The organism is Bifidobacterium imperatoris (assembly GCF_002860405.1).
Classification (GTDB): domain Bacteria; phylum Actinomycetota; class Actinomycetes; order Actinomycetales; family Bifidobacteriaceae; genus Bifidobacterium; species Bifidobacterium imperatoris.
Map to the genome: position 1 here is coordinate 15,131 of NZ_NMWV01000035.1, position 26,453 is coordinate 41,583.

Sequence of the window (26,453 nt, forward strand, 5' to 3'; positions counted from 1 at the left end):
TAAGGACATGCAGCTGACGATGATCGACGAAAACAAGTACGCCGAAACCATGCAGAATACCGTGTTGCCGGCACTTGAACAGTGCCGCGACGAAGGTTGGTTCGATCCTTCCGCCGCCGAGCGTGCGGCTGGGCTCGAACCGCTTTCCGGGCTTATGGATACCGGCGGTCGATCCGGTCAGCTGCACTACCTGTGTTATGACGCTGGCAAATTCGATGCCATCCGTGAAGAAGGCGCAACCGCCACATTCCGCGGTGCCATCGTGATTAGCCACGGCTTCACCGAGTTCGCCGAAAAATATGATGAGCTCGTCTGGTACTTCCTCCTCGCTGGCTACTCGGTGTGCGTGCTGGAACATCGTGGCCACGGCAAATCCGCGCGCGATGTGGAAAACCCCTGCATGGTGTGGATTGACGATTGGCGCCGCTACGTGGCTGATTTGGCTGCATTCGCCGAAACCATCGGGCAGCAGTATGCGGCTGGTATGCCACTGAATCTGTTCTGTCATTCAATGGGCGGCGGTATCGGTGCCGCAGTGTTGGAACAATACCCAACCCTGTTTGATAAGGCCGTGCTTTCCGCGCCGATGATTGCTCCCGCTACCGGTATGCCGCTGAATGTGGCTCGTGTGCTGGTCGGCACTTTGTGTGGTCTGGGCTTCAGCAAGAAGCGCGTATTCGGGCAAACCGACTTCACGCCTGAATTTTCAATGAAGGGCAATGAAGGCGCATCCGAAGCGCGCGAACGTTGGTACTTCAAACTGCGCTGTGATAATCCGGAATACCAGACTTATTGTGCGGCATTCGAATGGGTGCGTCAGGCGTTGAAGCTGAATCGTGCAGTGCTGAAACCTTCGGCCTGTGCGGAAGTGGAAACCCCGATTCTATTGTTCCAGTCTGGTCATGATATTTGGGTGCTGAATAAGCCGCAGAACAAGTTCATCCAACTGGTCAAAGATGGTGGCGGCGAAGCCAATCTGGTGCGCTTCCCTGAATCGCGTCACGAGATCTTCTCGATGCCCAATAGCACCTATAAGCCGTATTTGGATAAGATCTTGAGCTTCTACGACGACCCAATGATCGCCAGCGCCTCGTACTAATGGTGTTTCCTTGCGAATATATGGCATTTCCTCGTGGGTATGCCGCAGTGACCACATATCAGCGCAAGAAATTCCGGAAATAACTGGCTACTTCCCGAAATTCTTGCACTGACACTCACTCAGCGCAAGGATTTCCGGAGAATGGCGGTCATTTCCTGAATTTCTTGCACTGACGGTCGTTGAGTGCAAGAAATTTGGGAGGACAAGGGTTCTGACCCGAATTTCTTGCGCTCAGTGTGGCGGTTGTGCTTAATGATGTGGCGGTTGTGTTAATGAGGGATGTCGGTTGTGGTTGGTGACTGATAGATAATGGTTGGGGCTTCGGTGCTGATGCCCTGCGCCCATCGATAACTACGTAGCCGAGTGTAGTTCTTCATTGAGAGTTCATTTTTCTGTCACCTTGAGGTATAGCCCTCTTTATAAGGCGGGAGAAGAATGGAATTATGGGCATTGTCTCTTCTCTTCGTCGCCGCGCCGCAGCGGTTGCGGCACTAGTATGCGCCGGCGCGCTTGCACTGACCGGCTGCTCGATTAATGCTGGGCTGAATTCTAATAATGATTCCGCGGACGCCGCTAACGCAAACACGCAAACATTCACGCCATCGAGCAACAAGTCGACCGCTACGCTGAGCATCGCCTCCGGCTCAGAAAACAAGGAAGTGGCCACCGCCATCCAAAAGGCCGCCGATGAATCAAATGTGGCCATCACCATGCACTACATGGGATCGCTGGAAATCATGAATGCGCTCAAGAATGGCGGCGAGGATTACGACGCCGTCTGGCCTGCCTCCTCCATGTGGATTTCAATGGGCGACACCAAACATATCGTCAAAGACGCCACCAGCACATCCACCACGCCTATCGTGTTCGGCATCGCCAAATCCAAAGCAATCAAACTCGGCTGGGCAGATGACTCCGGGAAAACCAAGCCGGTCTCCACTGCAGACATTCTCTCCGCGGTCAGCAACGGGGATCTCAAATTCTCGATGACTTCCGCCACCCAATCAAATTCAGGCGCCTCCGCTTACCTGGCCTTTATGACCGCATTGCGCGGTGGCGACCAGCCGTTAAGCGAACAGGATTTGAGCAATACTGAGCTTAAGGATTCCGTGACCAAGCTGCTCTCCGGCGTGGACCGCTCCTCCGGTTCTTCAGACTGGCTTAAAGACATGGTGGTCGCCAAGCCTGATCGCTTCGATTCAATGGTCAACTATGAATCTCTGGTGATTCAGGCGGATAAGACACTGACCAAAAATGGTCACGATCCGTTGCTCGCCATCTACCCGTCTGATGGTATAGCCGTTTCGGATTCACCGCTGGGCTACGTGGACCGCGGCCAGAAGCTCAAGGACGCATTCGACTCGTTCGCCAAGGCGCTCAGCTCCAAGGATTCCAAGCTGGAGTTCGAACGTGCTGGTCGCCGTACCGGACTCGGCGGCGCACTCGCCTACGCATCGGATTCCCAAGTGCAGCAATCCTTCCGTGCTGAATGGGGCATCAATACTGATGCCTCCGCGCTTAAAACCATTCCATTGCCTGCAGCCTCGGTTATTAACAGCGCGCTGAACGTGTACCAGACCGTGCTGAGGAAGCCAAGCTGGACCGTGTGGGTGGTTGATTACTCCGGTTCAATGTCTGGCGAAGGCAAGGATGGTGTGGTCAAGGGCCTTAACGCCGCACTGGACCAGAACAAAGCCAAGGCCGCTTATATCGAGCCCGCGGATGGTGATGTGAACATTCTGATTCCGTTTGAATCCGAGGCCCATGATCCGGTTAAGGCCACTGGCACGAACACCGGCAAACTACTGAACGACGCGCAAGTCACCGAAGCCAGCGGCGGCACCGATATTTACGCCGGTCTCGAAGCCGCATTGCAGCAGCTGCCCAGTGAATCAGAAGCCTCCACATACACCACAGCCATTGTGCTGATGACTGATGGCCGTTCAATGACTGACAATCAGAAAGCATTCGAATCCGCATACCAGAGCAGTGGCCGCGATGTGCCGGTCTTCTCCATCATGTTCGGAGACGCCGATTCCAGCCAGCTGAAATCGCTCGCAAAACTCAGCAACGCCAAGGTATTCGATGGCCGCTCTGGTGATCTTGCCTCCGTGTTCCGCCAGGTTAAGGGGTTTAACTGATGCTCCAAGTAATCTGCGGATTCATAGCTGGGTTGGCGCTCGCCGGCTTCGGCTTCTGGCTGGCCGGCGGCGGCGTGGTCGGTGCCGGTGTGGCCGTGGTGCTGGCCGGCCTCGGTTATGTGGCCGTATCCACATTGACCGAGCCCGAGCGGCGCATCGGCAAGATGCTGGCCTCCGCGCTGCCGAATGGGCAGAAGGCCGCTGACGCCATTGACGCTGCCAACGCTCGGCTGCGCTCGATTGCTGCGCTGACCTCCCAAGTGCGCGATGCCTCCGTGCGCGCGGAATCCAACGATTTCATCGTGGCCACGCGCGACCTGGTGAACTACGTGACCCGCGACACCTCCGCCTATCAGACGCTGCGCCACTACATCACTGTGTACGGTGAGCAAACCGAGCAGCTGCTGCGCTCCTATGTGGATGTGGAAAGCTCGGGCGCGCGCGACCAAATCGCCAAAGCGCGCACAGAAACCATCGAGGCACTGCAGGTGCTTGAGCAGACCGCGGCCGGCGAGCTGAGCCGCGCGGTCAGCGCCAAAACCTTGGGCATCGCAGCTGATTCCGATGCAATCCAGCGCTTGGCGCGCATGGATGGGTACGATGCCGCGACGCAGCCGCAATCGCAGCAGAGGCCAGCGCAACGCAATGCACAGTCGCAATTGACGAATCAGCGTGAGCAATCGGATCAATTGGAGCAGTTTGATCGACTGAGCTGGGCGAGCGGGAATCAGCCCCAGCCGGAACCAGTGCGGTCCAAGCCGGCCCAGAAACCGGCAGAAGGGCGGCAGGAGCAGGAATGAAACTATCGAAATCGAAAATCATCGGACTTATCGCGCTGCTCGCAGTAGTGGCAGTGATCTGCGGCACCTTGGTTTGGCGACAAGCCCAGCCGAAGCCCGCGGCCCCTGTGGAACAAGTCAGCGTGAACGGTTACCTGGGCGGCGAAAAAATCGGGCTCTTCGATGATGCCAAATTTAAGGCGCTCGCCGCCGAGCAGGGCCTCAACATCGACTACCGCAAGGCCGGATCGCTGGCCATGATGGACGCCGACACCAAGGGCATGGATTACCTGTTCCCCTCCTCGCGTGCGGCCGTGGAATACGGCAAAGCCAAGGGCGTGAAGGCCGCGCAAAGCGACATCGTCTTCAACTCGCCGATTGTGCTGTACACGCATAAGGCGGTGGCCGAGGGGCTGGTGGCCAGCGGTCTGATTACCAAGGATGATTCCGGTGCGTACCACATGGACATGGCCAAAGCCGTGGACGCGATGGTCAACAACAAGACGTGGACGGACGTGGGCTACGCGAATGGTTACGGACAGTTCCGTATCGACTCCACCGACCCGGTGCAGTCGAACTCAGGCAACGAATACGCGGCGCTGATAGCCACCGTGATGAACGGTGGGCAGCCGGCCACCACGGATTCTGTGGCCCGCGACGGCGAGAAAATCAAGGCGATTTTCGCCAAGTCGGGCTGGATGGAAACCTCTTCGGAAGACGCGTTCAACCAATTCCTGACGCTCGGTGTGGGTTCGAAGCCGATGATGGTGGGCTACGAATCGCAACTGCTGGATTTGGCCGTAAACCAGCCGGACGCATTCAAACAAATCAAGGATGACGTGGTGGTCGTTTATCCCACGCCGACCGTGTGGAGCACGCACACGTTGATGGCGCTGGACGACAAAGGCTCCAAGCTGTTGAGCGTGCTGAAGAGCCAGAAAGTGCAGAAGCTCGCATGGGAGCGTCACGGTTTCCGTGCAGCCAACTTCGCCGGCACCGACTCCATCAAGCGCTTTGGCGTACCCGGTACCCTTGAGCAGGTTCCAGCCGTTTCCGAACTGCCCAACAACGACGCCATGCAGCAGCTCATCTCCACTCTGAAAGGTGTCGATTTACAGCAGTAGCTCTCTTTTGCTCCATCATCAATCGCAGCCGTTACGAAAGGAACCCAAATGACCACACAAATCACCCTCGCAGACCTCGCCAAGGGCAGCACCGCCGCTGTCACCAGCCCAGCGCTGAGCGCTGGTACTGGCGCGGCGAATGGAGTATTAGTGCCTACTGCCGCCGAGGCACAGGCCGCCGCAGCGTTGACCCCGGACCAGCAGATCGCCAAACTGCCGGAAGCAGACCAGCAGCAGGTCACGCAGATGGCCAGCAGCATCGACTTCACGCGCGAAGGCATCGAATCCTCCTACGGCAAGGATGCCCAGCGCGCCACCTCCACATTCGCGGACGAAATCCTGTCTGAAACCCGTTCCAAAGACACAGGCGAGGCGGGCGAGCTGCTCAACACCATGCTCGTGACCATCGATGAGGCCGAGCTCGGCGGCTTCCGTAAGATTCCGATTTTGGGACAGGTCGCCGTCTCCATTGATAAGCTGCGCCGCCGTTACCAGAAGGTTGATGCGCAGATCGACGAGATTATCGTCAAGCTTGAGGCCGCACAGTCGCGCTTGGTTGCGGACATTTCCATGTACGACACGATGTACACGCAGAACGCACAGCAGTATCGCGAGCTAAAGATCACTGTGCTGGCCGGCAAGAAGGCGCTCGCTGACTTCCGTGCCACTCAGTTGCCTGCTTTGGAGGCCGAGGCACAGAAGAGCGGCGACCCGATGCAAGCGCAGCTGCTGAAGGACTTCAAAGCCAAGCTGGATCGTTTCGAGAAGCGTCTTGACGATCTCGACCGTATTTCCGTAGTGACGTTGCAGACCGCGCCGCAGATCAAGATCATCCAGAACGCGGACCAGACCATCGTGGACAAGATCGACACCACCATCTCCACCACGATCCCGGTGTGGAAGAGCCAGATGGTAATCGCGCTGGGCCTGTCCAACCAGCGCAAGGCCCTGGATCTGCAGAACAAGGCCGACGATGTGACCAACAAGCTATTGCAGAAGAACGCGGCCGCCCTGCACAAGGGCGCGGTGGATGCCGAGAAGGCCAACCAGCGCTCCGTGGTGGAAATCGAGACGCTGGAGAAAATCAACTCCGAGCTCATCGCCACCCTGAAGGAAACCGTGCAGATTCAGAAGGAAGGCAAGGCTAACCGCGAGGCCGCGCAGGTCAAGATGCGTCAGATCGAGTCTGACCTGAAGAATGCGCTGATTGAGAACGCCCAGCAGATGTGAGTTTGCGGAGTTTTCCGAGTTTCGTTTGCGCGGTTTTTCGGAGTTTTGCGCCCGTATATTCCGCGTAGCCTGGCTGACTGTAGGATTTTGCACGTTGACTGTAGGGGAATGAACACTGACTGTAGGGATTCCAACGAAATACGTTCAAAAACCTACAGTGAATGTCTAAAAACCTACAGTCAGCGTTGAAATTCCTACAGTCAAGTGCGCACACTGTCTGCGGCTCGTAATCCTGATTCTGCACAATTTCACTGTGGGTAAAACTTCGGAATGATTGCCGTCGTTGGGAATTGGGTGAAGTGAAGGTCAAAGGTTGAGAGCCCGGGAGGGTTCCGGAGCCTGCCACGATAACCGCTGCAAGCCCCGCATAGAGCTTGCGGTTGGTAGCCAAACAGGTTCTCTCCTAGTTGAGGAGTACCGATTATGGCAATGTTTCCGGCTTTGATGAATGACACGATGTTCTCTGATCTGTTCGACGATCCGTTCTTTGAGGGTTGGCGCAACATGGATAACCAAGTGGCTGCGGCCATGCCGGCGAACATGATGAACACGGATGTGCGTGAGACCGCCAACGGCTACGATGTCGACATCGACATGCCTGGCTTCAAGAAGGACGATATCAAGCTCGAACTCAACAACGGCTATCTGACCGTGTCCGCATCTCGCAGCAGCGAGCATGAGGATAAGGCTCCTGAGTCCGCGAATGGCGAGAACGCTCAGGCTTCCGATCAGAAGTGCGCTTGCGCTTCCGATGAGGGTCGTTGGCTGCGTCGCGAACGCTACATGGGCTCTTGCTCTCGTAGCTTCTACGTTGGCGACGACGTGAAGGAATCCGACATTCACGCCAGCTACAACAACGGCACGCTGTGCATCCAGGTTCCGAAGATGCAGGCTCAGCCGCAAGTCGAGTCCAAGCACCAGATCGCGATTGAAGGCTGATGACGACTGAATAGAACTTCGTTCTGAAGCTCAGCTGTGAAGCATATGGCCCGACGGCATCGTTCGTCGGGTCAGCCTCCGAACGAGGAGACAATCGACTGGGCTGAGAGGAATCGAAGTTCCCGTGCAGTTAAGCAGTCAAACTTGTTCCCTGCGCTGCTCGTTCTACGTTTTCTACGCTGACTAGTCAACGGGCGGCGGGAAACATAGTCAATAAAAAATGCCGAGTGAGGCAATGCCTCGCCCGGCATTTTTGTTTGTGGGCGAAGATTGTTCGTATGTTCGCGTGATTACGAGACCCGCGCGAACATACGAACGTTTTGCCCATCGAAATCGTTCGTAAGTTCGCGGCGGCTTCGTGAATGCGCGAACATACGAACGGCAAGAATGGCTCCCCCCATGATGAGTTGCGTGATCGTTGCACCATCCTTTCCGCGGAACCGCTAATTGTACGTGTTGTACGTGTCCAGAAGGTAGAGTGGCCGAGGAATACACGGGGATAGAAGGGGCTGCTGTGGCGGAGAATAAGGAAAATAAGCTGGCTGGCGGTCATGTGGTCTCCTCAGGTGCAACCGTTGTCGGTCTGATGGCCATTGTGCTGTGGAGCTTCATGGCCGGCACGGTGCGCATCGTGTCCGAAGGCTTCGGTGCCACGCTCGGCTCCGCGCTAATCTACACGTTCGGCGGTATCCTGCTACTGATTTTCCGTCGCCCGGCACCACTTAAAGAGTTTCCGCGCAAGTATCTGATTGGCGGCGGACTGCTGTTCGTGTTCTATGAGTCCTCGATTTCGCTTTCGCTCGGTTTGGCGTCCACCGATGCCGCATCCGTTGAGGTGAGCTTGGTCAACTACCTGTGGCCAACAATGATGGTGTTGCTCGCTGCCGGCGTTTCACACCGCAAGCACGCGGTGGCCAAAGTGTTGCCGGGCGCGGTCGTGGCCACGGCCGGCGTGGTGCTGGCGGTCGGCGGCAATTCCGGGCTTGACTGGCATGCGGCGGCCGCGCATATCGCGGAGAACCCGCTGCCATATATTCTGGCGTTCCTAGGCGCGTTCGCGTGGTCAATTTATGCGGTATTCACGCCGGCGTGGTCCAAGGGCGTGGATGGCACTTCGGTGTTCTTCCCGTGCGTGGCTGTGGCGTTGTGGATTATTCATTTCGCATCCGGCCAGGGAATGCCGGCTCAAGCGCCGAGCTTCAAGTCATGGTTATTCGTGGCGATTACCGCCGTGGTGATCGCGGGCGGCTATGCCTGCTGGGGCTACGGCATTCTGCATGGCTCGATGGAACGCTTGGCCATCGCCTCCTATGCCACGCCGGTACTCTCCACCGGTGCCAGCGCCGCACTGCTCGGCCTCGCGCTATCCGTGCCGTTCTGGTTTGGCGCGCTGCTTGTGGCCGCTGGCTCCGTGCTGAATTACTTGGTCAGCGCGCGCAAATAAGCGATTGATTACTTCCCGCGGCGTTCGCTGGGCCTGCGCAACGGGTCGAGCAAGGTGTCCGGGTTGGAGATGCCGAGCATACTGCGCCCGCCAGTCGATTCCGGGTGCTTGGCGATGATTGCCAGCGAAATCGCACCAGGAACCATAATGATCACCGCAATCGCCGCCAATCCCCAGCTCACAAAGAAACCAAGCCCCAGCGCAATGAGCACTACGGCAACGGTCGTAATCGCAATGGTCAGTCGTGCCTGCTTCGGACCGGATGCCTGAGTCCATGTTGCTTTTGACTGCTGCTGCGGCTTGGCTGCTGCAGGGGAGTGATGTGCTTCATTATTCGCGTTGCTCATAATCTCAAGCATATTCCGTGCAGAGTAGTTGTTCAGAGTAACGTGAGGCGTATGAGCGAGAACGTGAACACTTTGAATAATGCGGACGCGAACGTAAGCGCGACCGCTTCGCAGCAGTCCAACACCCAGACTGCATACTTTGCAGGCGGCTGCTTCTGGGGTTTGGAGCGATACTTCCAGAACGTGGATGGTGTAGTGGACACCACGGTCGGTTACGCGCAGTCCACGGTGGAGTCGCCCACCTATGAGCAGGTGTGTGCCGGCGAAACCGATGCCGCCGAAACGGTGAAGGTGGTGTTCGACCCGGCTCAGGTGAGCCTGCGCACGCTGTCGCTGCTGTTCCTGGAGGTGATTGACCCGTTCTCCGTGAACCAGCAGGGCGAAGACCGTGGCCGCCAGTATCGCACCGGCATGTTCTATACGGATGATGCGCAGAAGGCCGTGTACGTGGCGGCGCTGGAGCAGCTGGTGGACCGTCAGCCGCAGCGCCCGGCTGTGCTGGTGGAGCCGCTCAAGAACTTCTACCCGGCCGAGGCGCATCATCAGGATTATCTGATCAACAACCCCGGCGGCTACTGCCATGTGCCAATCGCCGCAATTGCGAACGTGAAGCGCCGGCAGAAGTATGTGGAGCACATCTGGGACCTGACGCTGGAGCAGTTCGCGGTGACGCAGCTGGCCGCAACCGAGCGCCCGTTCGTCAACGAATACGACGAGGAATTCGAGCCTGGCATTTACGTGGACATCGTCAGCGGTGAGCCGCTTTTCTCCTCGCGCGACAAGTTCGACTCCGGCTGTGGCTGGCCGGCGTTCTCTCGCCCGCTGAAGGGCTCACTGCTTACCGAGCATGAGGATCATCGCATTCCCGGCCGTGATCGCATCGAGGTGCGCACCTCCGAAACTCAGATTCACCTGGGCCACGTGTTCGAGGACGGCCCGGCCGACCGTGGTGGCCTGCGCTACTGCATGAATTCTGCCGCTCTGCGCTTCGTGCCGCGCGCAAAGATGGCCGAGGAAGGCTACGCCGCTTGGATTCCTGCCGTGGATGGAGATACGGAGGCAGACGGCAGCATTAAGAAGTCGTAGCAGTTGAGATGGTTTGGGCCTAATATATGTTGACTAGTCTTCGATAGCGTCGACTAATGGCTGCAATTGTGCAACGAGATGTGGTGCATCCTTGGTTACGGTATCGTACAGTGATTCAACATCGATTTCGTCATAATCATGGACGATTACGTTGCGCAGCGCACGCAATTCATTCCAAGGCAGATTTGGCATTGTGCTGCGGAAGCTATCTGAAAGTTTGCGGGCACATTCCTGTACTTGTGTCATTTCCATTGCTACGGAGTTAAAGCGTATGCGGTTATCTTCTAGCGCTGCAGATGATGGTATGTCGCCGATGTCGTTGATGGCGTTAATGAGATGATCAAGCAAGCGGATGAGCGTACTTTGATCTCGGAATACTTGGTCGTGATGATGAATCGTAGTTTGCATTATGCCACCTTAATGAGGTCAGGCGTGATGTGGTCGAGAAAGCGTTTGCTAGCGCGGCTGCGCTTGGCATGGCGCAGTAAAGAGTCATAAGAGATGAGGGATACTGTTCGTCCAAGCGTGGATTCCAGATCATCGATGAGCTGCTGTTTCTCCATGATCGAGTAAGATGCTCCAGGTTTGAGACGGTAGATCAGATCCACATCCGAGTCTGGTCTTGCATCTCCGCGTGCTACTGATCCATATACATACATTTCAGCAATGTGATGCCGCTCTACAAGACGAGACACAATAAGTTTAAGCGTAACTATTTCTAGAGTGCTGTTCGCTGGTGCGGTGGGTTGCGAGGCATTCGCGGCTCCTGCTCCAACATTCGCATCTGCGTCAGTCGTTTTGTGTGAGAGAGCATGTCCGGCCAGGGTCGCTAGTGCGCGCTCATAACGCTGCAGAAAATCCTGCGTCGGATTGCCTTCGCGTTCCGCGCGTGAAAGCGCCGACTGGGTGGTGCCCATCGACCTAGCCGCCTCGCTCTGGCTGATATGTGAGCGTACGCGTTCCTCGCGCAATTCAGCAACCGTCTTCATGACTTCAATATAGCATATATGCTATATAAAATCGCTTTGAGCAGTTTTTCTGCCTCATTTCAGCGCAAAATGATGCAGAAAACCATCTGATGATGCAGAAAATGAGGCAGAAAACACGTCATCTGTGGCCCTACGGAAAGACCCGCCTAACAGCGCAGGGCTAGCCAATCAAATGCCGATACAGTTCCGGATCCAACGGCTTCGCCAGTCGCAATGTAGACAGTGTGACCTTGACTGGCTTCTCTCCTGAAGCGTCCGGCTTCGTAGTAAGCGTTGGATGCTCAACAGCTGCCACGCGCCCCACGTAGTAATACTTGGTGTCCTTCGCCTCGGCTTTGCGCATTACGAATAGCGGAATGAAATGGGTATCTTGCCAATCCGGCCCTTCACCGTCGCGCGCCCAGCGGAACTCTCGCGATTGTGGGCTGCGACCATTCTTGCTGTAGTACTTCATCTCCTGTGGGCTGAGGAACTCGTCCTCATATTGGCTGGCCGCATACTTGACGAAAATCGGCATCGTGCCGCTTTCCTCATCAAGCAGATATCCGCCCACATTTTGCGGGGTGTTCTCCTTCTTCCAACCGCACAAACGCATGACATCCGCCAAGGAATACTTATGCTCATACAGGAACGCGCGATCAAACGAGCGCTGTTTCTCCGCAGACTCCTGGAACATATCGGCGCAGTTCAGTAGGCCTACACGCAGAGTGTCGGCAAAGAAAATGCGGAAGGTACGATTCTCCGTAAGCAGAGACGCGAACTGCTCGCTCAGACGGTAACTCGGGTTCGCAGATTCGCCGTCAGTGGCTTCAACCAAAGGCATCCCACCAAATCGTTTGCGATTTGGCTCAGTGAAATACGAGTAATCAAGCACGCTGATTGCGGAGCCAAACTGGGCATCAGAAAGGTCGGCTTGTGGATACTGCTCGCTGAGTGCTGCTATCAATGATTCGCGTGTAACCGCTTCTGCTGGCTTCCAATCTGCCGCAGTGCCGGCGCCAAGGCACTCGCGCATGAAACCGCATAGCTGCTCAAGAATCACCAATTCATGAGGCCTCAGTCCCGGTAGCAGCAACTCGGTAGCCATCTTCAGAATCGCATCTTCGACTTCGGATACAGGTTCCAATTGTTCAATGAGATTGGATTCGGGGTGTTTGCCGGAGCTTAGACTGCGCTCGCGAGAACGGACGAAATCAAGATAGTTATTCTTTTTGGTGGCCATCGTGAACGGTAGCGAAGGATCGTGCGTATAGATGTCTTCCAGCATCGGGATGCGTCCAAGCTCATAACGCACTTGACGGTACTGCTCGGACAGCCGTTTCATATCCGACCAATCAGCAGTATCGAGTGACTTCAACACACGCTCTTTAGCGATAGGGTCAAAGCTGATGGAAGACAATCCAATCGACTGACGCTGCAGGTTTTTGCGTGCGCGATCGCGGTCACCGGTATTGCCGTACAAGGCCACTGGAATCAGGTAGTTATTGTTGTAATTGCCGATGAAGTCGATGACCACAACACTGTCTTTGTATGGGAATTTACGCAGTCCTCGGCCCAGCTGCTGCGTGAAAATAATGCTCGATTCCGTGCTGCGCAGCATGACAATCTGATTCACCGCAGGGATATCGATGCCTTCATTGAACATGTCGACGGTAAACAGGTAATCCAGCTTACCTTCCGACAGCTGTTTGATGTAAGCCTCGCGTTGCTCCTGCGAGATCGCGCGACCGTCGGCATCTTTACTGGTGACTGCTGCTGTCCGATATGGTCGCTCAGCTTGCTGATTCATATGCTGATTGAATAGTCGCGAAAGCTCATGCGCCTCTTCTTGGCGACTGCAGAAGACCAAACCAGTAACCGGCAGGTTGAATTGTCCGTATTCCTGCAGTTTGTCAATGATGTAGCGCACGCGCTGTTCAGTGGCGAGCTGAGAGATTTCATATTTCAGTTGTGCATTATCCGATTCAGAAGTTCCGGAAGTGACATCAATGCGATGCGCTGCCTGATCCGGATCATCATCGGAGCCGAGATATTCTGCTACGCCGTAGTAATGGAACGGGCAGAGCATGTTCTCGTCCAACGCTTTCTGCAAGCGAATCTCGTACGCAATGTTATGACCGAAGAGCTCAAAGATGTTGATACCGTCGGTGCGCTCTGGCGTGGCTGTCATGCCGAGCATGAAGTCAGCGTCCTTGAAATGCTCCATCACGGTTTGATAGCCCGCAGCACCGGCATGATGCACTTCATCAATAAGGATGTAATCGAACTCATCGGAGGCGAATTGCCGCAGTACTTCCGGCTGACGCATGGTCTGCACAGTGGCGAACACATATTTGCGGTCCGATTGCTTACTGGTGCCGGAGTAGAGGCCAAGTTCGGACTCATCGCAACCTAATACGCGCTGGTATGATTCCATCGCTTTGGTGAGAATCTGCTGCTGTTGCGCAATGTACAGCATGCGTCGAGGCTGGTATTCGCGGACATCGAATGCGGAAAGATAGGTTTTGCCGGTACCGGTTGCGGAGATGATAATCGCGCGGTGTTCACCTTGCTCACGCAACTGCTTGAGATTCTTCAGCGCCTCCTGCTGCATACTGTTGGGCTTGATTGATTTGCCACTGAGCGATTTGAGGATTTCTTGGCGAGGCGGAGCGTACCGTTTGAAGTCTTCCTCGTACTGGCGAATCCAATCCTCAGTAAGCGGTGTTGAATCAGCCACCTGAGAGTCAAGTTCTTGACGAACCTGGTCTACGAGATTGCCTTCGGCTAACGATGAGACTTTGAGATTCCATTCACGTTGACGACTCAAAGCAAACGACGTGAGATTTGAGCTGCCCACATACAGGTTGTAGTAAGGGCGGCCATCCCGCATATGGCGAGCGAACACATAACCTTTGGGATGGAATGGTTGACCTTGGGCAGACGAAGATTGGTACTCGTTTGCTGCTTCGCTCCAAATGCGTACGTCGACTCCGGTGGCTTGCTTCAAATGCAGCAGCTGCCAGAAGGCTTTGGGATCGTTGAAATGATTCTTGGTGGAGGTGATTAAGCGGCTTTTGGTATGTGGATTTTGATTCTGATGATGGCTGCGAAAAGCCTCGAACAGGCTCAGAATGGCCTCCGAAGACATGAATGCCACTGATACGTCAAAGCTGTCGCTGTCGCTGATTTCCTCATTCAGCGCATCGTACATAGTGAGGCCGGGTCGATTGGCGATGAGCATCGGTGCATATTCGCCGAGATTGTCGCGTTGCGGCTGAATCAGGCCGGAAATAACATCTTCGAGCATGGAGTGTGGTGCGGTGCTGATGTCAAGTGCTACGGCATTATTGCTCTCTGTAGCAGTGGCCGTGGCGCTATTTTGATGGTTGTCTGCCATTACGTCAGTCATGATGATGTTGCCTTCTGATGCGGTGGCTGAAAGTTGCTGGAGTTGAGTGAACGTAGTTCGCGGGGATTGCAGAGTTGGTTGGCTGCTTATACGTTGGCTGACTTTGTGGCAAAAGTTCGTGTTGCAATCAGCTTGGCTGCTGCTCTATCAACAGGTGCCCAATTCAGTTGTGGCATGGCTGCGGGTTCCATCCACTGGATTGCCGTGTGCTCGGTCAGGCGCGGAGTGCCGTTATGCAAGTGACAGATGAATGTGGTGAGTCGGACTGTTCCGAAGTCGTAGGCATATTCGCTGGTGCACACTTCATCGGCGACCTCGATATCGCACAGCAATTCCTCTTCGATCTCGCGGTGCAATGCCTGCCGCGGAGTCTCATGTGGCTCGATTTTGCCGCCGGGGAATTCCCAATAGCCAGCGAGCGATTTGTCTGGACCGCGTTGTGCGCACAACACTGTGCCATCTTTGACAATTGCCGCCCCAACAACGTTGATGATTTTGCGTTCCGAATCCATGCAGCCAGGATACAACGGGCTTAGCGAGGAATCGTTGTAGATCGATCGTGGATCTCGGGGATGGAACGCGCTCAAGACCTTTTGTGCTGATCATGATGAAGTTCGACGAAGGTGCGAGCCTTCAGCGTGTATCTGTCTACGAGAAAGGTCAATCATGTACATGCATATTGGAGCGTGCATCACGCTAGCTATGCCGAACGGTGCGCATGTTCGCTGGCTGTGCAAGGCGGTGGAGGCGGAGAAGGCGGACGGCACTTGCATTGATTCGCGGGATGATCTTGTGCAATTGCTGCGCGAGGATACGCCGCAGGTCAAGTCCATCGCATTCGTTCCTGAGGATTTAATTCCGCTGCTTCGGGCGGCGCTCCAAGGGGATGATGCAGCTGCGGAGGAGTATGCGGGTTTGACTGAGGATATGTAAGGGTCTTTTTTCTTGTCCCGATAGACCGAAAGTGCGTTCTGGCAGTATCGGGGTGGATTTCTGTGCCACGCAAATGCAGTTCAAGGCATTTTGCAGTTGCATGGCAAGAGCACGTTGGAGAATCGCTTCGAATGCGCAATTCCTTATGGGGAGAATGGCGGAATTTCAGGGATTTCTAAAATTGAATATTGCTCGATACGTGTGCTTGGACGGAAATCCGTGTCACGCAACTGCAAAATGTCTCGAATTGCAGTTCCGTGGCACAAATCATTGTCCCGGTAGCGAGCTGAAACGTTGTATCGCACAATCGGGGCAGACAATCGACAGCTAATCAGCAAACGAGCGCCGGGAATACCCCCGCTGACTCACGGATGCCGTCATCTGAACATAATCGCAGGGCTTTCGGCCGATTCCACGGCGATATAGGATTGCAGTAGTGGGCCAGCGACTTGGCCCGGTAGGTGCGCCTGCGAACAGAGCGGCACAATCAAAGCCAAAGGAGACTCACCATGATTCTTGTCACCACCACGCCATCGGTCGACGGTTACGTCATCACCAACTATCAGGGCATTGTGTTCGGCGAAGTGGTCGCCGGCGTGAACATGTTCCGGGACATCGGCGCGAGCTTCCGCAACGTGTTCGGTGGTCGCAGTCAAGGCTATGAAGAAGAGCTGACGAACGCGCGCAACGAAGCCATCGCCGAAATGCAGCAGCGCGCCGAGGCAATGGGTGCGCACGCGGTGGTAGGTGTCGATATCGACTATGAAGTGCTCGGCGCGGACGGCTCCATGCTCATGGTCACCGCATCCGGCACCGCCGTGCAGCTCGCACGCCAAGCCTAATTCGCGCCGCCGCCAACAATCTGCGCGTACAGCTTGCCCAGCCGCTCCTCGCGCGTGGCTTTCGCAAGCTCGCATTCCCACACCACGATGACGTGCCACCCGGCGGCTTCAAGCTCGGCATGCTGGGCGGCGTCGCGCGCTCGATTACGCAGCAGCTTCGCCGTCCAGAACTCCACGTTCGACTTCGGCATGGAATGCTTCGTGCAACCTTCATGCATGTGCCAAAAGCATCCGTTCACGAACACGATCGTGTGATACTTCGGCAACACCACGTCCGGGTGACCGGGGTATCGTTTGTCGTTCTTGCGGAACCGCAGGCCGCGGCGGAACAGGTAGCTGCGCACCAGCACTTCAATCGACGTATCCTTGCCGCGAATATGCGACATCGTGTAGGACCGCGTGCCGCGCGCGTATTTCTCGGGCTTGGTGGATCTCCGAGGCTTTCGCGATTTCCTATGCTTTGCGGATTGTCTCGGTGGTGCAGCTGTCGCGGTTGCCATCGATGCGGCCGATGCGTTGTCAGAGTGCTGCTCGTGCGCGCTGTCGCTGCTTGCAGTACCCATCGCATCTCCCTCCCCGCGCTTTGCCGGCTTTCCCACCATACTGATCAGTACTGTCTACAGCAACAATGCCGGCGAAGCAGCGTCACTTATGCGAATTCATGCAGTGTTTACTGCTGCCGCGCGATTGTCCATCAGCGAGCCGCCATAATCGGACTATGGATACCGATGCATATGCGAACGCAAGCAGCGGAGCTTGGTTTGAGGGCAAGGAAGACACTGCGCGCGAGGCGTGGGATCGTGTGCGGCCGGCGAGTGGAATAGCGTCGATGCTGTTGTTCTTCGCCTGCTGGGTGATTATGATCGCGGTCTCCTGGGTGATTCCGTATACGCAAATGATTTTTGCGGACTTCGAAAGTCATAAATTCGAGGCTGCAATACTCGCCGCTGTGACGTTTGTGCTATCGCGAGTTGTGGCGAACCTGCTCGTGCTATGGCACCGTGGGCATATGCCAGATGGATTGATTGGCGTTGAGACCGCGCTGTTCAAGCCACTGGGATATGAGATTGTGGGCGGAGGAGACCACAGCGATCCCAAGGATGACAGCATGTTTTCGCGCTACCTTGCGCGTCCGGTGAAAACGCTGCTGTTCCGCCCGGTGGCATGGGATCGCAGGATTGATGTGCTGGCCTATCCCGCAGGCAGCGAGGTCGGTGAGCGCGGCAAGGCTGAGGAGATCACGCTACTGATTTCCGGCACGCGCGTGCGGCTCGAGGGCGTGGCCGCGGGGGAGCGGCTGAATCCGCGACCGAAGTACCGGGAGAACGGCAAGTATTTGCTGGTGGAGGATGATGCGAATACATCTATGATGTGAGCGGGCTCGCCGGCGAGCGTTGTCGTGAGCGCCGTTCCAAGTGCCAGTGTCTGGAAAGCAAAAGAGCTGGAACCATTCGGTTCCAGCCCTTTATTTACTGGTGCGAGTGGGGGGAGTTGAACCCCCACGAGCATACACTCACTGCCACCTGAAGACAGCGCGTCTACCATTCCGCCACACTCGCAGACAATCGGCTAATTTACACCCGCAGGCTCGATTGCACAATCTCCGGCGTGTCGCGTTGTGCTTGGGGCAGGCTTGGCCGGCCCGTTCATTCGCTCGCGGGGGAGTTGAGCCCCCACGAGCAGTTAGCGATATCCGATTCAGGTTGTTGCGCGCGAAAGCAGTACTAGGTGTGTATGCCTACCGTCGCAGTCTCCGCTCGCTGCTCCGGGTCTCACAGGCCGGGCTTGCGCTCGCCGTTGCCGTAGAAGTGGGCCAGCGCCTCATCGCGGAACTCCTCGAAGTAGCCGCCATCGATGGACGCGCGAATATCATCAAGTAGCTTCACGAAGAAGTGCTCGTTGTGAATCGTGGCCAGCGTGAAGCCGTTGAACTCACGGGCGCGCAGCAGATGATCCACGTAGGCGCGCGAATAATGCTGGCAGGTGTAGCAGGTGCAGCCTTCCTCCAGTGGGCCGAAGTCGAACTTGTGCTGCGCGCGCTTGATATTGTAGCGGCCGTTGCGCGTGAAAATCGCACCATTGCGGGCGCAGCGGGCGGGGGCCACGCAGTCGAATGTGTCGCCGCCGTTCTCCACGCAGGCGAAAATATCGTCCACGGAAGCGATGCCCAGCACGTGACGCGGTCGGCTCTCCGGCATCGCGTCGCAAATCCAGGCGCAAGTGTCGCCGATGATGCGCTTCTCGATCGCGCCGCCGATGCCCACGCCGTCGAAATCAAGCGAGGCGATCTGCTCAGCTGCGTGACGGCGCAAATCCTCATAATTCGCGCCCTGCACCACGCCATACAGCGCCTGATACGGCTTGCCCAGGCGCTCGGCGGTCAGTCGCTCGTGCTCGGCCACGCAGCGCTTGGCCCAGCGGAACGTGCGCTCCACCGAATCCTCCTGATAGGAGCGGGTGTTCATCAACGTGGTGAGCTCGTCGAACGCGAACATGATGTCTGCGCCCAGCTTGTGCTGGATGCCCATCGAGATTTCGGCGGAGAAGCGGTGCGAATCGCCGTTGAGCGGGGACTTGAACGTCACGCCGTCCTCATCTACCCAGGCCATGCGTTCCTTGCCTTTGGCGATGATGTCGTCCGACTTCATGCCGGTCACGTCCATCGCCAGCGTCTTCTTGAAGCCGACACCCAAAGACATCACCTGGAAGCCGCCCGAATCGGTGAAGGTCGGGCCATCCCAGTTCATGAAGCGCGCCAGTCCGCCCGCGGCGTCCAGCACGTCTTCACCGGGCCGTTCGAACAGATGAAACGCGTTGGCGAGTAAGCATTGTGCACCGAGGTCCTTCATCTGCTCGGGCAGTACGGCTTTCATGGCCGCCTGCGTGCCCACTGGCACGAACGCTGGGGTTTTGATATCGCCATGAGGGGTGTGGATGATGCCGGTGCGGCCGTAGCGTGCGCCGTCACGTCCAAGGCCGTTCGCCGTGGACGAAAGTCGTGTGATGGTTTCAAAGCTGAATGCGCTGCGGTCGCCGGGCTGGCCGGGTTGCGCGCCGCGCGGATGTTCAAGAAGGCTTGTCATGGTTTCACTTTAGGCAAAAGGGCGGGAAAAGAACACGGATATCCATATGACTCTGCGAAGATTACGCATAGACTTTCAACCAACATTCAGAAAACCTCCAGATTGGATGCCTTTACTACAGAGGTAGAGCACGAGAGGTGCAGGCCAGCCGGTGAACGGTGAGACCGACACCAAGAGACGTAATAGACATCATCGAAGGAGCAGCAATGGCTGACGAATTCAACCCGCAGGGCGTCGACCAGACCCCGCAAGAATCGCAGAACGATTCGCAAAACAACACGCAACCCACTCAACCGCAGCCGGCCGCCAATGAGCCGGCTTCTGCTGGTACCGGACTGGACGCTACCCAGCCCATCGCCAGCCCGGACGTCACCGCCACCGCTCCGCAGACAGCGGTAACTGAACCGATTCCGGATTATGCGTCCGCCAAGGGCGAGAGCACGGTGGTTTCCTCTTCGCCTTCTACTTCGGCCGGCGCTGGCACGGACGCAAACGCAAATGCTCCGGCTTCTGACCCAGCCTCCACAACCCCGCTGTACCGCCCGGCCCCTGAGTTCGGCGCGTATGGTCCAGTGCCAACCGCTAACCAGCCCAGCCAGCAGCCCACACAGGGCGCTCAGCCTACCCAGCCGCTGCCATTCGGCCAGTCTGCACCCCAGCAGCCGCAGCCAGGCAACCGCAACCCGTACTTCACCAACAACCCGCAGCCGGGCACGCCGTCCAACGGCAACCCGTTTGCCCCGCAGGGTGCTCCGCAGAACGGACAAAGCAACAACAATGGCTCTCATGGGTTCTTTGGCTTCGGTGCTCGCAACAATGCGAACAACGCCAATGCTGCTGGTACTCCGGGCACTCCGAACGGTACGACGCCGGGCGCCCCGGGCTTCCCTCAGCCGGGCGCGGGCTCTCCGCAGACGGCAACTAAGGCTCCGAGCAAGGTTGCAACCAGCGTTATTTCCGCGGTGATTGCAGCCGTCGTGGCCGCCGCCCTGTGCCTCGGCCTCGGCTATGCCGCCATCACCTACGGCTGGGTGACCGTGCCGACCTCCAGCTCCTTGGCCAATGTGACCTCGAACAAGTCCGGCTCCGGCTCCGCAACCGCCAAGACCGGTGAAGCGCCTGACTGGCAGACCGTCGCCAGCGACGTTTCCGGCTCTGTGGTCTCCATCCAGACCCAGCTGAGCAACGGCACGGCCAAGGGCTCCGGTGCCATCATCAGCACCGAAGGCTACATCGTGACCAACAACCACGTGATCTCCGGCGCCCAGCAGATTCAGGTGACGCTCGCCAACGGCACCATGTACACTGCCCAGCTCGTCGGCACCGATACCACCACCGATATCGCCGTCATCAAGCTTGACAATGCTCCGAGCGACCTGAAGGCCGTGGAATTCGCCGATTCCGACAAGCTCGCCGTCGGTGAGAACGTGATGGCCATCGGCAACCCGCTCGGTTACGACGACACCGCCACCACTGGTATCGTCTCCGCTCTGAACCGCCCGGTGACCGTGACCGATGACAGCAACAACGAAATCGTCACCAACGCTGTGCAGATTGACGCCGCTATCAACCCTGGTAACTCTGGTGGCCCGACCTTCAACGCTGCCGGCCAGGTGATTGGCATCAACTCGTCGATTGCATCCACTGCAACCTCTTCTGATTCCGCAGGCTCCATCGGTATCGGCTTCGCAATCCCGTCCAACCTGGTCAAGCGTGTGGCTAACGAAATCATCAAGGATGGCTCGGTGACCCATGTGGCCCTCGGCGTGACCATTAAGTCTGACACCGTTGAGGCTGACGGCGTAACCCGTGGCGGCGCCACCATCACCAAGTCGACCTCCACCGGTTCTGCAGTGGTCTCCGGCAGCCCGGCCGACAAGGCGGGCCTGAAGGAAGGCGACACCATCGTGGCCTTCAACGGCAACGCAGTGAACAACAACTACTCGCTGCTCGGCTTCGTGCGTGCCGCCGCCTTGGGTGACAAGGCAACCCTGACCATCGTGCGCGATGGCAAGACCATGGACGTTGACGTGACGCTCGACCAGGAGGAATCGTCCGTAAACGGTTCGTCCAGCTCCAACTCGAACAACAACGGCAACAGCCAGAACAATAACAACAACCAGAACGGCAATGGTTCCAATGGCAGCGGTAACGGCAACAGCGATGGCGGCACTGGTGACGATGGTGGCTTCACCGATCCGTTCGGCCTGTGGTAAAGCCGACTGAACGTCACATGACGTTGGGCGGCCACCGCTGAACGCCATGTCGGACAATCAAAGGACCGTGGAGGGCATGACCCCCCACGGTCCTTTTGCGTTGCTACGCGTGAGGTAGACGCGCGCAATGCATCGGCAGATTCCGGCACGCGCAGTGCCAAAGTCCGCCGTATGCGGCACCATAGCAAGTGCAATAACTGAATATTTCTTTACGCCGTGTATCGGAAAGTTGCGCGGAGCAGTTGAGAACATGGGCATGTCAGTCCCATATCACCGACTGCCCGGCATAGACGCCGGTGGGTTAACAAGGCGTGACCATGTGCCGATTTCGGCTGGCCACGCGCCCGCATACCCACTTCCGCTCGCGCTCGCTGCTGAATCGGCCCCGTATACGAGCGTAAGGAGTATGAGATGCACAATCTCTCTCAATTCTTTCCCCGGCTACTTGCCGCAGTCATCCGCGTTTGCAAATTAGTGCCGATGCTGCCGGTAGTCATTCTTTCTGCAATCCCACTGGCTTTGCTGGATGATTGGCGCCCATGGGGAAGCGTGATCAATCTGCCGATTCTGAACAATCCAGGCCTTGGCCAGTGGCTGGTCATCGCGCTGGTGCTGATCATCGTGATCGACACCGTCCGCGGCATGATTGACGATATTCGCCACGGCCAACTTGGCGTGGACCTGCTCGCCGTGGTGGCGATTCTCTCCACGGTGGCTGTTCATGAATACTGGGCCAGCTGGGCGGTAACGCTGATGATCACGTCCGGCGAAGCCATTGAAGAGTACGCGCAAAGCAAGGCCGAGCGCAGTCTGACCGCACTGATGAATGCCGCCCCGCAAACCGCGCACGTCGTCAACCTGCCGGGCGTGGGCCGCGGGTTTGCTGCTGATAAGGGCGATTTGTCCGACGGCTTCCGGCGTGTGGGCTCGGCTTTGATGGCAGCAAGCGCGGCGCAGCATTTCGCCACGGTCCCGGTCGCCCAGGTCCAGCCGGGCGATGTACTGATGGTGCTGCCGGGCGAGACTGTGCCGGTCGATGGCGAGCTGCTCTCCGGCGAGGCCACACTTGACCTGAGCGCGATTAATGGCGAGCCGGTGCCGCGCACCGTGTTCGCCGGCGCGCGCGTGATGTCTGGTGCAGTGAACGGTTCGGCTGCGCTGACCATGCGCGCCACTCAGGCAGCTGCTGATTCGCAGTATCAGCGGATTTTACAGTTGGTTGAGTCTGCTCAGGATTCCCGCCCGGCGGTAGTCAAAACTGCGGATCGATTGGCGGTACCGTTTACGATTCTTTCGCTGGCAATTGCTGGTATTGCTTGGGTTGTGTCTGGTGTGCCGACTCGATTCGCTCAGGTACTGGTCCTGGCCACGCCCTGCCCGCTGCTGATTGCTGCCCCTGTGGCGTACATCGCTGGTACGTCTCGTTTGGCTGCTGCCGGCGTGCTGATTAAGACGCAGGATGTGCTGGAAAATCTGGGTCGCGTAACGCAGGTGTTCTTTGACAAAACCGGCACGCTCACGGTGAAACAGCCTCAGGTGGTACGCGTTGAGATGCTGCCGGGGGTGGAAACTCAGCTCAATGAGGACCATGTGCTGATGATGGCCGGTGTGGTGGAAGGCTACTCGGTGCATATTCTGTCTAAAGGTATTGCCAAGGCTGGTGCGGAGGCGATGGCTCGCTTGCGCGCCCGGTTTGCTGCCGGTCAGCGTGACTGCCCGGAGCCTGAGGCTAGTACGCCGGGTCATGGTCGTGATTATCCGGTGGTGAAGAACATTCGCGAGGACACCGGTAAAGGCGTGTCTGGTGAGGTGAACGGACATGCCGTTCGTGTCGGGCGACTGGCGTTTGCGGCGGCCGGGGACGATGGCTTCTTGGCGACGAGTCCAAGCGATGTGCGCATGCGATTTGGCATGCTGCAGCCGGATGAAATGGCCTCCTATGTGTCTGTTGGCGGCCAGTTGATTGCCCGCATAGTGCTGCGAGATGTGCCTCGCGCCAACACCAAAGCCGCGCTCGCGAGGCTGCATGAGTTGGGGGTTTCCAAGCTCACGATGCTCACTGGAGACAAGCGTGCCTCCGCCGAAATCATCGCCCGAGAGGTCGGCATTGACGAAGTGCACGCCGAACTGTTCCCGGAAGACAAGGTGGCGGCGGTGCAGGCGGCCGACCCGGTCACGATGATGGTGGGGGACGGTGTGAACGACGCGCCCGTGTTGGCGGCCGCCGACCTCGGCGTGGCCATTACGGACGGCACATCTACTGCCGCCTCGGAAAGCGCTCAAATCGTTATCATGAACGACGACATCGCCGCTGTACCGCGCGCCATCGCCATCGCCCGCCGCACCAAGCGCATCATGCTGCAGGCCGTGATTGCAGGCCTCGCGCTCGCGGTCGTCGGCATGCTCGCCGCCGCCTTCAACCTGATTCCGGTGGTGGTTGGCGCCTTCCTGCAGGAGGCCATCGACGTGGTCAGCATCCTCTGGGCCCTCACCGCCGTGCTAGACCGCGACTGAGCGCGGCGCTTCCTCGGCTAGTTCGAGGTTTTGCTCCTGCTGGTGGTTAGTCAGCGGGGCAAATCATCGGGCGATTAGTGGATTCGCTCCGCTGACGGCTGATTAGTGGGGTGATTCCTCGGGCAGATCGAGGATTTGCCTCACTGGCGGCTTCTGAGTGGGGCGAAGCCGCGATTAAACCTAGGATTTACCTCGTTGATGGCCAGTTAGTGGGGCAAATCCCCGGTTTAATCGAGGTTCTGTTCCCCTGACAGCTTGTGAGTGAGGCGAAACCGCGCTTAGACCGAGGTTTTTGCCTCGTTGGTGGCTTCTCAGCGGAGCAAAGTTGTGGCTAATCTGTGGTTTTGCCTCGCCGGTGGTTGGATTAGCGGGGAAGAACCTTGGTCTGCCTGAGGAATTGCCTTGCTGATGATATGCAGGTGAGGCGTTTAATCGGGTGAGCCGAGGTTTTGCCCCTGCCGGCGGCCAGTCAGGTGTGCAGCTGCAGGTGCTCCTGCGGTTGCACGCCGGTATTTCCCGCCCTCGCACCGCAAAAACACAGAATTCGCACCATTTGCCCCCTGTTGCAGCGGCAGGCTTTGCGATAACCTGTAACGCGTGACTGAATCTGTGAATAACGAATTGCGTATTGCTGTTATTGGCGCTGGCCCGGCCGGCGTCTACTCTTCCGATATCTTCCTGCGCCAGCTCAACAAGCTGGGCGAGGAACTCGGCCTCGGCACCAAGGCTCGTATCGATTTGTTCGAGAAGCTGCCGGTGCCGTTCGGTCTGGTGCGCTACGGCGTGGCCCCTGACCACCCGTCCATCAAGTTCATCGCCTCCGCGCTGGAGAAGACGCTCGACAACCCGGACATCCACCTCTACTGCGATGTGGAATTCGGCAAGGACGTAACCCTCGAAGACCTTCTAGCCCGCTATGACGCCGTGCTGTTCGCCACCGGCGCGGTCAAGGACAAGCCGCTGAACCTGCCTGGTGCCGACCTTGAAGGTGTGTACGGCGCTGCCAAGTTCGTGGAATGGTACGACGGTTACCCAACTGGCGCTCGCGAATGGCCGTTGACCGCCGAGAACGTCGCCGTGATCGGCGGCGGCAACGTGGCTATGGATGTGGCCCGCGAGCTGATGCGCAATGCCGACGATCTCAAGGCCAAGACCGACATTCCGGACAACGTCTACGAAGGCATCGGCCAGAACAAGGCCAAGGTGCTGCACCTGTTCATCCGCCGTGGCGTGGCCCAGGCCAAGTTCAGCGTGCAGGAGCTTCGCGAGATGGAGAAGCTGCCTGGCGTGCAGCTGATTATCAACGAAGACGACTTCGATCTGGATGACGGCACCATCGAGGTGGCCGGCAAGGACAAGCTCACCCGCCAGATGGTCGAGGAGCTGTTCGCTGTGCGCGAGATGGCCGAAGACATGGAAGACGACGGCGATGTGGACTTCGAAGGCAATCCGGCCGATCGCAAGTACTACATCCACTTCAACTCCGCTCCCACCGAGATTCTCGGCGAAGACGGCAAGGTGAAGGCTATTCGCGTGGAGCGCACCGAAACCGGCGCTGACGGCAAGATGCATCGCACCGGCGAATTTACCGACTATCCGGTTGAGGCTGTGTACCATGCCATCGGCTACAAGCCGGCTGAAGCTCCGGGTATTGCTTATGACGAGCACGGTGCTCATCTGGCCAACGCTAATGGCGACGGCCGTATCACCACCGAAGCTGAGGGCGGCGAAGTGCGCGATCGCCTGTATGCCACCGGTTGGGCCAAGCGCGGCCCGGTGGGTCTGATTGGCTCCACCAAGTCCGACGCACTGGCCATCGTGACCAACATGCTCGAGGATCTGGCCAAGGCTGCCGAAGGTGGCCGCGTGGCAGAAGACCGCGACCCCGAATCCATCGACCGACTGCTCGCCGAGCGCGGTGTCAAGCCGATCAACTTCGCCGGATGGAAGAAGGTCGACGCTTTCGAACGCGCTGAGGGCGCCAAGGAAGGCCGCGAGCACAAGAAGGTTATCGAACCTGATCAGATGCGCGAGCTTGCTCTGGCCTGAGTCGGGCTGATCGGTACTATCTGCACCACAAAAGGGCGGCTGGGATTTCTCTCAGTCGCCCTTCTTGCATATTTCCATTCCTCGACTGTCGGTTTTCCATCGTTGACTGTCGGTCTTTCGACATCTTCTGTAGGTTTTCCAACACTGACTGTAGGTTTTCCAACGTTTTTTGTCGGATCTCCTACAGTTAGTGTTCGATTCCCTACAGTCAGTGTTGGAAAACCTACAGTCAAAAGGAGAAAGAGAT

21 protein-coding genes, 1 tRNA gene and 1 pseudogene are annotated in these 26,453 nt (G+C 57.5%); 14 read left to right on the forward strand and 9 right to left on the reverse strand.

Features of this window, described 5'->3' with window-relative positions:
• The first annotated feature begins 7 nt into the window (after positions 1–7).
• From Tam1G_RS10430 to yddG, 7 genes and pseudogenes are all read left to right on the forward strand, one after another.
• Entirely contained in the window at positions 8–1,099 is a 1,092-nt protein-coding gene (locus tag Tam1G_RS10430) for an alpha/beta fold hydrolase (protein ID WP_101626467.1), read from the forward strand.
• A 1,541-nt stretch (positions 1,100–2,640) separates the two neighbouring features.
• Positions 2,641–3,240 (forward strand): annotated as a pseudogene (locus Tam1G_RS12055) (vWA domain-containing protein); the annotation flags it as partial.
• Complete coding sequence (locus Tam1G_RS10440) at positions 3,240–4,040, forward strand: hypothetical protein (protein WP_242689689.1); 801 nt, start codon at positions 3,240–3,242, stop codon at positions 4,038–4,040. The pseudogene Tam1G_RS12055 and the gene Tam1G_RS10440, both read left to right, overlap by 1 nt.
• Positions 4,037–5,143, forward strand: coding sequence for a substrate-binding domain-containing protein (locus tag Tam1G_RS10445; protein ID WP_033891432.1), 1,107 nt, complete (start codon positions 4,037–4,039; stop codon positions 5,141–5,143). The genes Tam1G_RS10440 and Tam1G_RS10445 overlap by 4 nt, the downstream gene beginning before the upstream one ends.
• Positions 5,144–5,191: 48 nt before the next feature.
• A complete protein-coding gene (locus Tam1G_RS10450; protein WP_237746126.1) occupies positions 5,192–6,373 on the forward strand; it encodes a toxic anion resistance protein in 1,182 nt (393 codons plus the stop codon).
• Between the two features lie 423 nt (positions 6,374–6,796).
• Positions 6,797–7,312 (forward strand): Hsp20/alpha crystallin family protein, encoded by a 516-nt coding sequence (locus tag Tam1G_RS10455; protein WP_101626469.1) that lies wholly within the window; start codon positions 6,797–6,799, stop codon positions 7,310–7,312.
• Between the two features lie 514 nt (positions 7,313–7,826).
• A complete protein-coding gene (gene yddG, locus Tam1G_RS10460) occupies positions 7,827–8,756 on the forward strand; it encodes an aromatic amino acid DMT transporter YddG (RefSeq protein WP_242689690.1) in 930 nt (309 codons plus the stop codon).
• An 8-nt stretch (positions 8,757–8,764) separates the two neighbouring features.
• Here the strand turns inward: yddG and Tam1G_RS10465 are convergent, their stop codons facing one another.
• Positions 8,765–9,103 (reverse strand): hypothetical protein, encoded by a 339-nt coding sequence (locus tag Tam1G_RS10465; RefSeq protein ID WP_242689691.1) that lies wholly within the window; start codon positions 9,101–9,103, stop codon positions 8,765–8,767.
• 51 nt (positions 9,104–9,154) lie between these two features.
• Between Tam1G_RS10465 and msrA the strand changes: the two genes are divergently transcribed.
• Positions 9,155–10,189, forward strand: a complete 1,035-nt coding sequence (msrA, locus tag Tam1G_RS10470; protein ID WP_101626470.1) for a peptide-methionine (S)-S-oxide reductase MsrA — start codon at positions 9,155–9,157, stop codon at positions 10,187–10,189.
• A gap of 33 nt (positions 10,190–10,222) precedes the next feature.
• On the opposite strand, the gene Tam1G_RS10475 is transcribed toward msrA, so the two are convergent.
• The 4 genes from Tam1G_RS10475 to Tam1G_RS10490 all read right to left on the reverse strand — a co-directional run bounded on the left by Tam1G_RS10475 (position 10,223) and on the right by Tam1G_RS10490 (position 15,081).
• Positions 10,223–10,597, reverse strand: coding sequence for a HepT-like ribonuclease domain-containing protein (locus tag Tam1G_RS10475; protein ID WP_101626471.1), 375 nt, complete (start codon positions 10,595–10,597; stop codon positions 10,223–10,225).
• The gene (locus tag Tam1G_RS10480) at positions 10,597–11,178 is read right to left on the reverse strand and encodes a nucleotidyltransferase domain-containing protein (RefSeq protein WP_101626472.1); all 582 of its coding nucleotides are present in this window, start codon (positions 11,176–11,178) and stop codon (positions 10,597–10,599) included. Before Tam1G_RS10480 ends, Tam1G_RS10475 begins: the two co-directional genes overlap by 1 nt.
• A gap of 160 nt (positions 11,179–11,338) precedes the next feature.
• Positions 11,339–14,467, reverse strand: coding sequence for a DUF3427 domain-containing protein (locus Tam1G_RS10485; protein ID WP_242689716.1), 3,129 nt, complete (start codon positions 14,465–14,467; stop codon positions 11,339–11,341).
• 188 nt (positions 14,468–14,655) lie between these two features.
• Positions 14,656–15,081, reverse strand: coding sequence for a (deoxy)nucleoside triphosphate pyrophosphohydrolase (locus Tam1G_RS10490; RefSeq protein WP_101626473.1), 426 nt, complete (start codon positions 15,079–15,081; stop codon positions 14,656–14,658).
• A gap of 154 nt (positions 15,082–15,235) precedes the next feature.
• Between Tam1G_RS10490 and Tam1G_RS10495 the strand changes: the two genes are divergently transcribed.
• Both Tam1G_RS10495 and Tam1G_RS10500 read left to right on the forward strand, forming a co-directional pair.
• Positions 15,236–15,502 (forward strand): hypothetical protein, encoded by a 267-nt coding sequence (locus Tam1G_RS10495; RefSeq protein ID WP_101626474.1) that lies wholly within the window; start codon positions 15,236–15,238, stop codon positions 15,500–15,502.
• 509 nt (positions 15,503–16,011) lie between these two features.
• Positions 16,012–16,344 carry a putative heavy metal-binding protein gene (locus Tam1G_RS10500; RefSeq protein WP_101626475.1) on the forward strand — a complete coding sequence of 111 codons (333 nt, stop codon included), beginning with the start codon at positions 16,012–16,014 and terminating at the stop codon, positions 16,342–16,344.
• Here the strand turns inward: Tam1G_RS10500 and Tam1G_RS10505 are convergent.
• Entirely contained in the window at positions 16,341–16,844 is a 504-nt protein-coding gene (locus Tam1G_RS10505) for a very short patch repair endonuclease (RefSeq protein ID WP_101626485.1), read from the reverse strand. The two genes, Tam1G_RS10500 and Tam1G_RS10505, sit on opposite strands and share 4 nt — an antisense overlap.
• Before the next feature lie 218 nt (positions 16,845–17,062).
• Here Tam1G_RS10505 and Tam1G_RS10510 point away from each other — a divergent pair, with 218 nt between their 5' ends.
• Entirely contained in the window at positions 17,063–17,719 is a 657-nt protein-coding gene (locus Tam1G_RS10510) for a hypothetical protein (protein WP_133125010.1), read from the forward strand.
• 98 nt (positions 17,720–17,817) lie between these two features.
• Here Tam1G_RS10510 and Tam1G_RS10515 read toward each other — a convergent pair.
• Both Tam1G_RS10515 and tgt read right to left on the reverse strand, forming a co-directional pair.
• Positions 17,818–17,903, reverse strand: a tRNA-Leu gene (locus tag Tam1G_RS10515).
• Positions 17,904–18,116: 213 nt separating this feature from the next.
• Complete coding sequence (gene tgt / locus Tam1G_RS10520) at positions 18,117–19,427, reverse strand: tRNA guanosine(34) transglycosylase Tgt (RefSeq protein WP_101626477.1); 1,311 nt, start codon at positions 19,425–19,427, stop codon at positions 18,117–18,119.
• Between the two features lie 206 nt (positions 19,428–19,633).
• Here tgt and Tam1G_RS10525 point away from each other — a divergent pair, with 206 nt between their 5' ends.
• The 3 genes from Tam1G_RS10525 to Tam1G_RS10535 all read left to right on the forward strand — a co-directional run bounded on the left by Tam1G_RS10525 (position 19,634) and on the right by Tam1G_RS10535 (position 26,206).
• Positions 19,634–21,643, forward strand: coding sequence for a S1C family serine protease (locus Tam1G_RS10525; RefSeq protein ID WP_101626478.1), 2,010 nt, complete (start codon positions 19,634–19,636; stop codon positions 21,641–21,643).
• A gap of 411 nt (positions 21,644–22,054) precedes the next feature.
• On the forward strand, positions 22,055–24,157 hold the full coding sequence (locus Tam1G_RS10530) for a heavy metal translocating P-type ATPase (protein WP_101626479.1): 2,103 nt from the start codon (positions 22,055–22,057) through the stop codon (positions 24,155–24,157).
• A gap of 597 nt (positions 24,158–24,754) precedes the next feature.
• A complete protein-coding gene (locus Tam1G_RS10535; protein WP_101626480.1) occupies positions 24,755–26,206 on the forward strand; it encodes an FAD-dependent oxidoreductase in 1,452 nt (483 codons plus the stop codon).
• Here Tam1G_RS10535 and Tam1G_RS11850 read toward each other — a convergent pair.
• The coding region (locus Tam1G_RS11850; protein ID WP_207797865.1) for a hypothetical protein at positions 26,179–26,453 on the reverse strand (275 nt) is incomplete at its 5' end. The two genes, Tam1G_RS10535 and Tam1G_RS11850, sit on opposite strands and share 28 nt — an antisense overlap.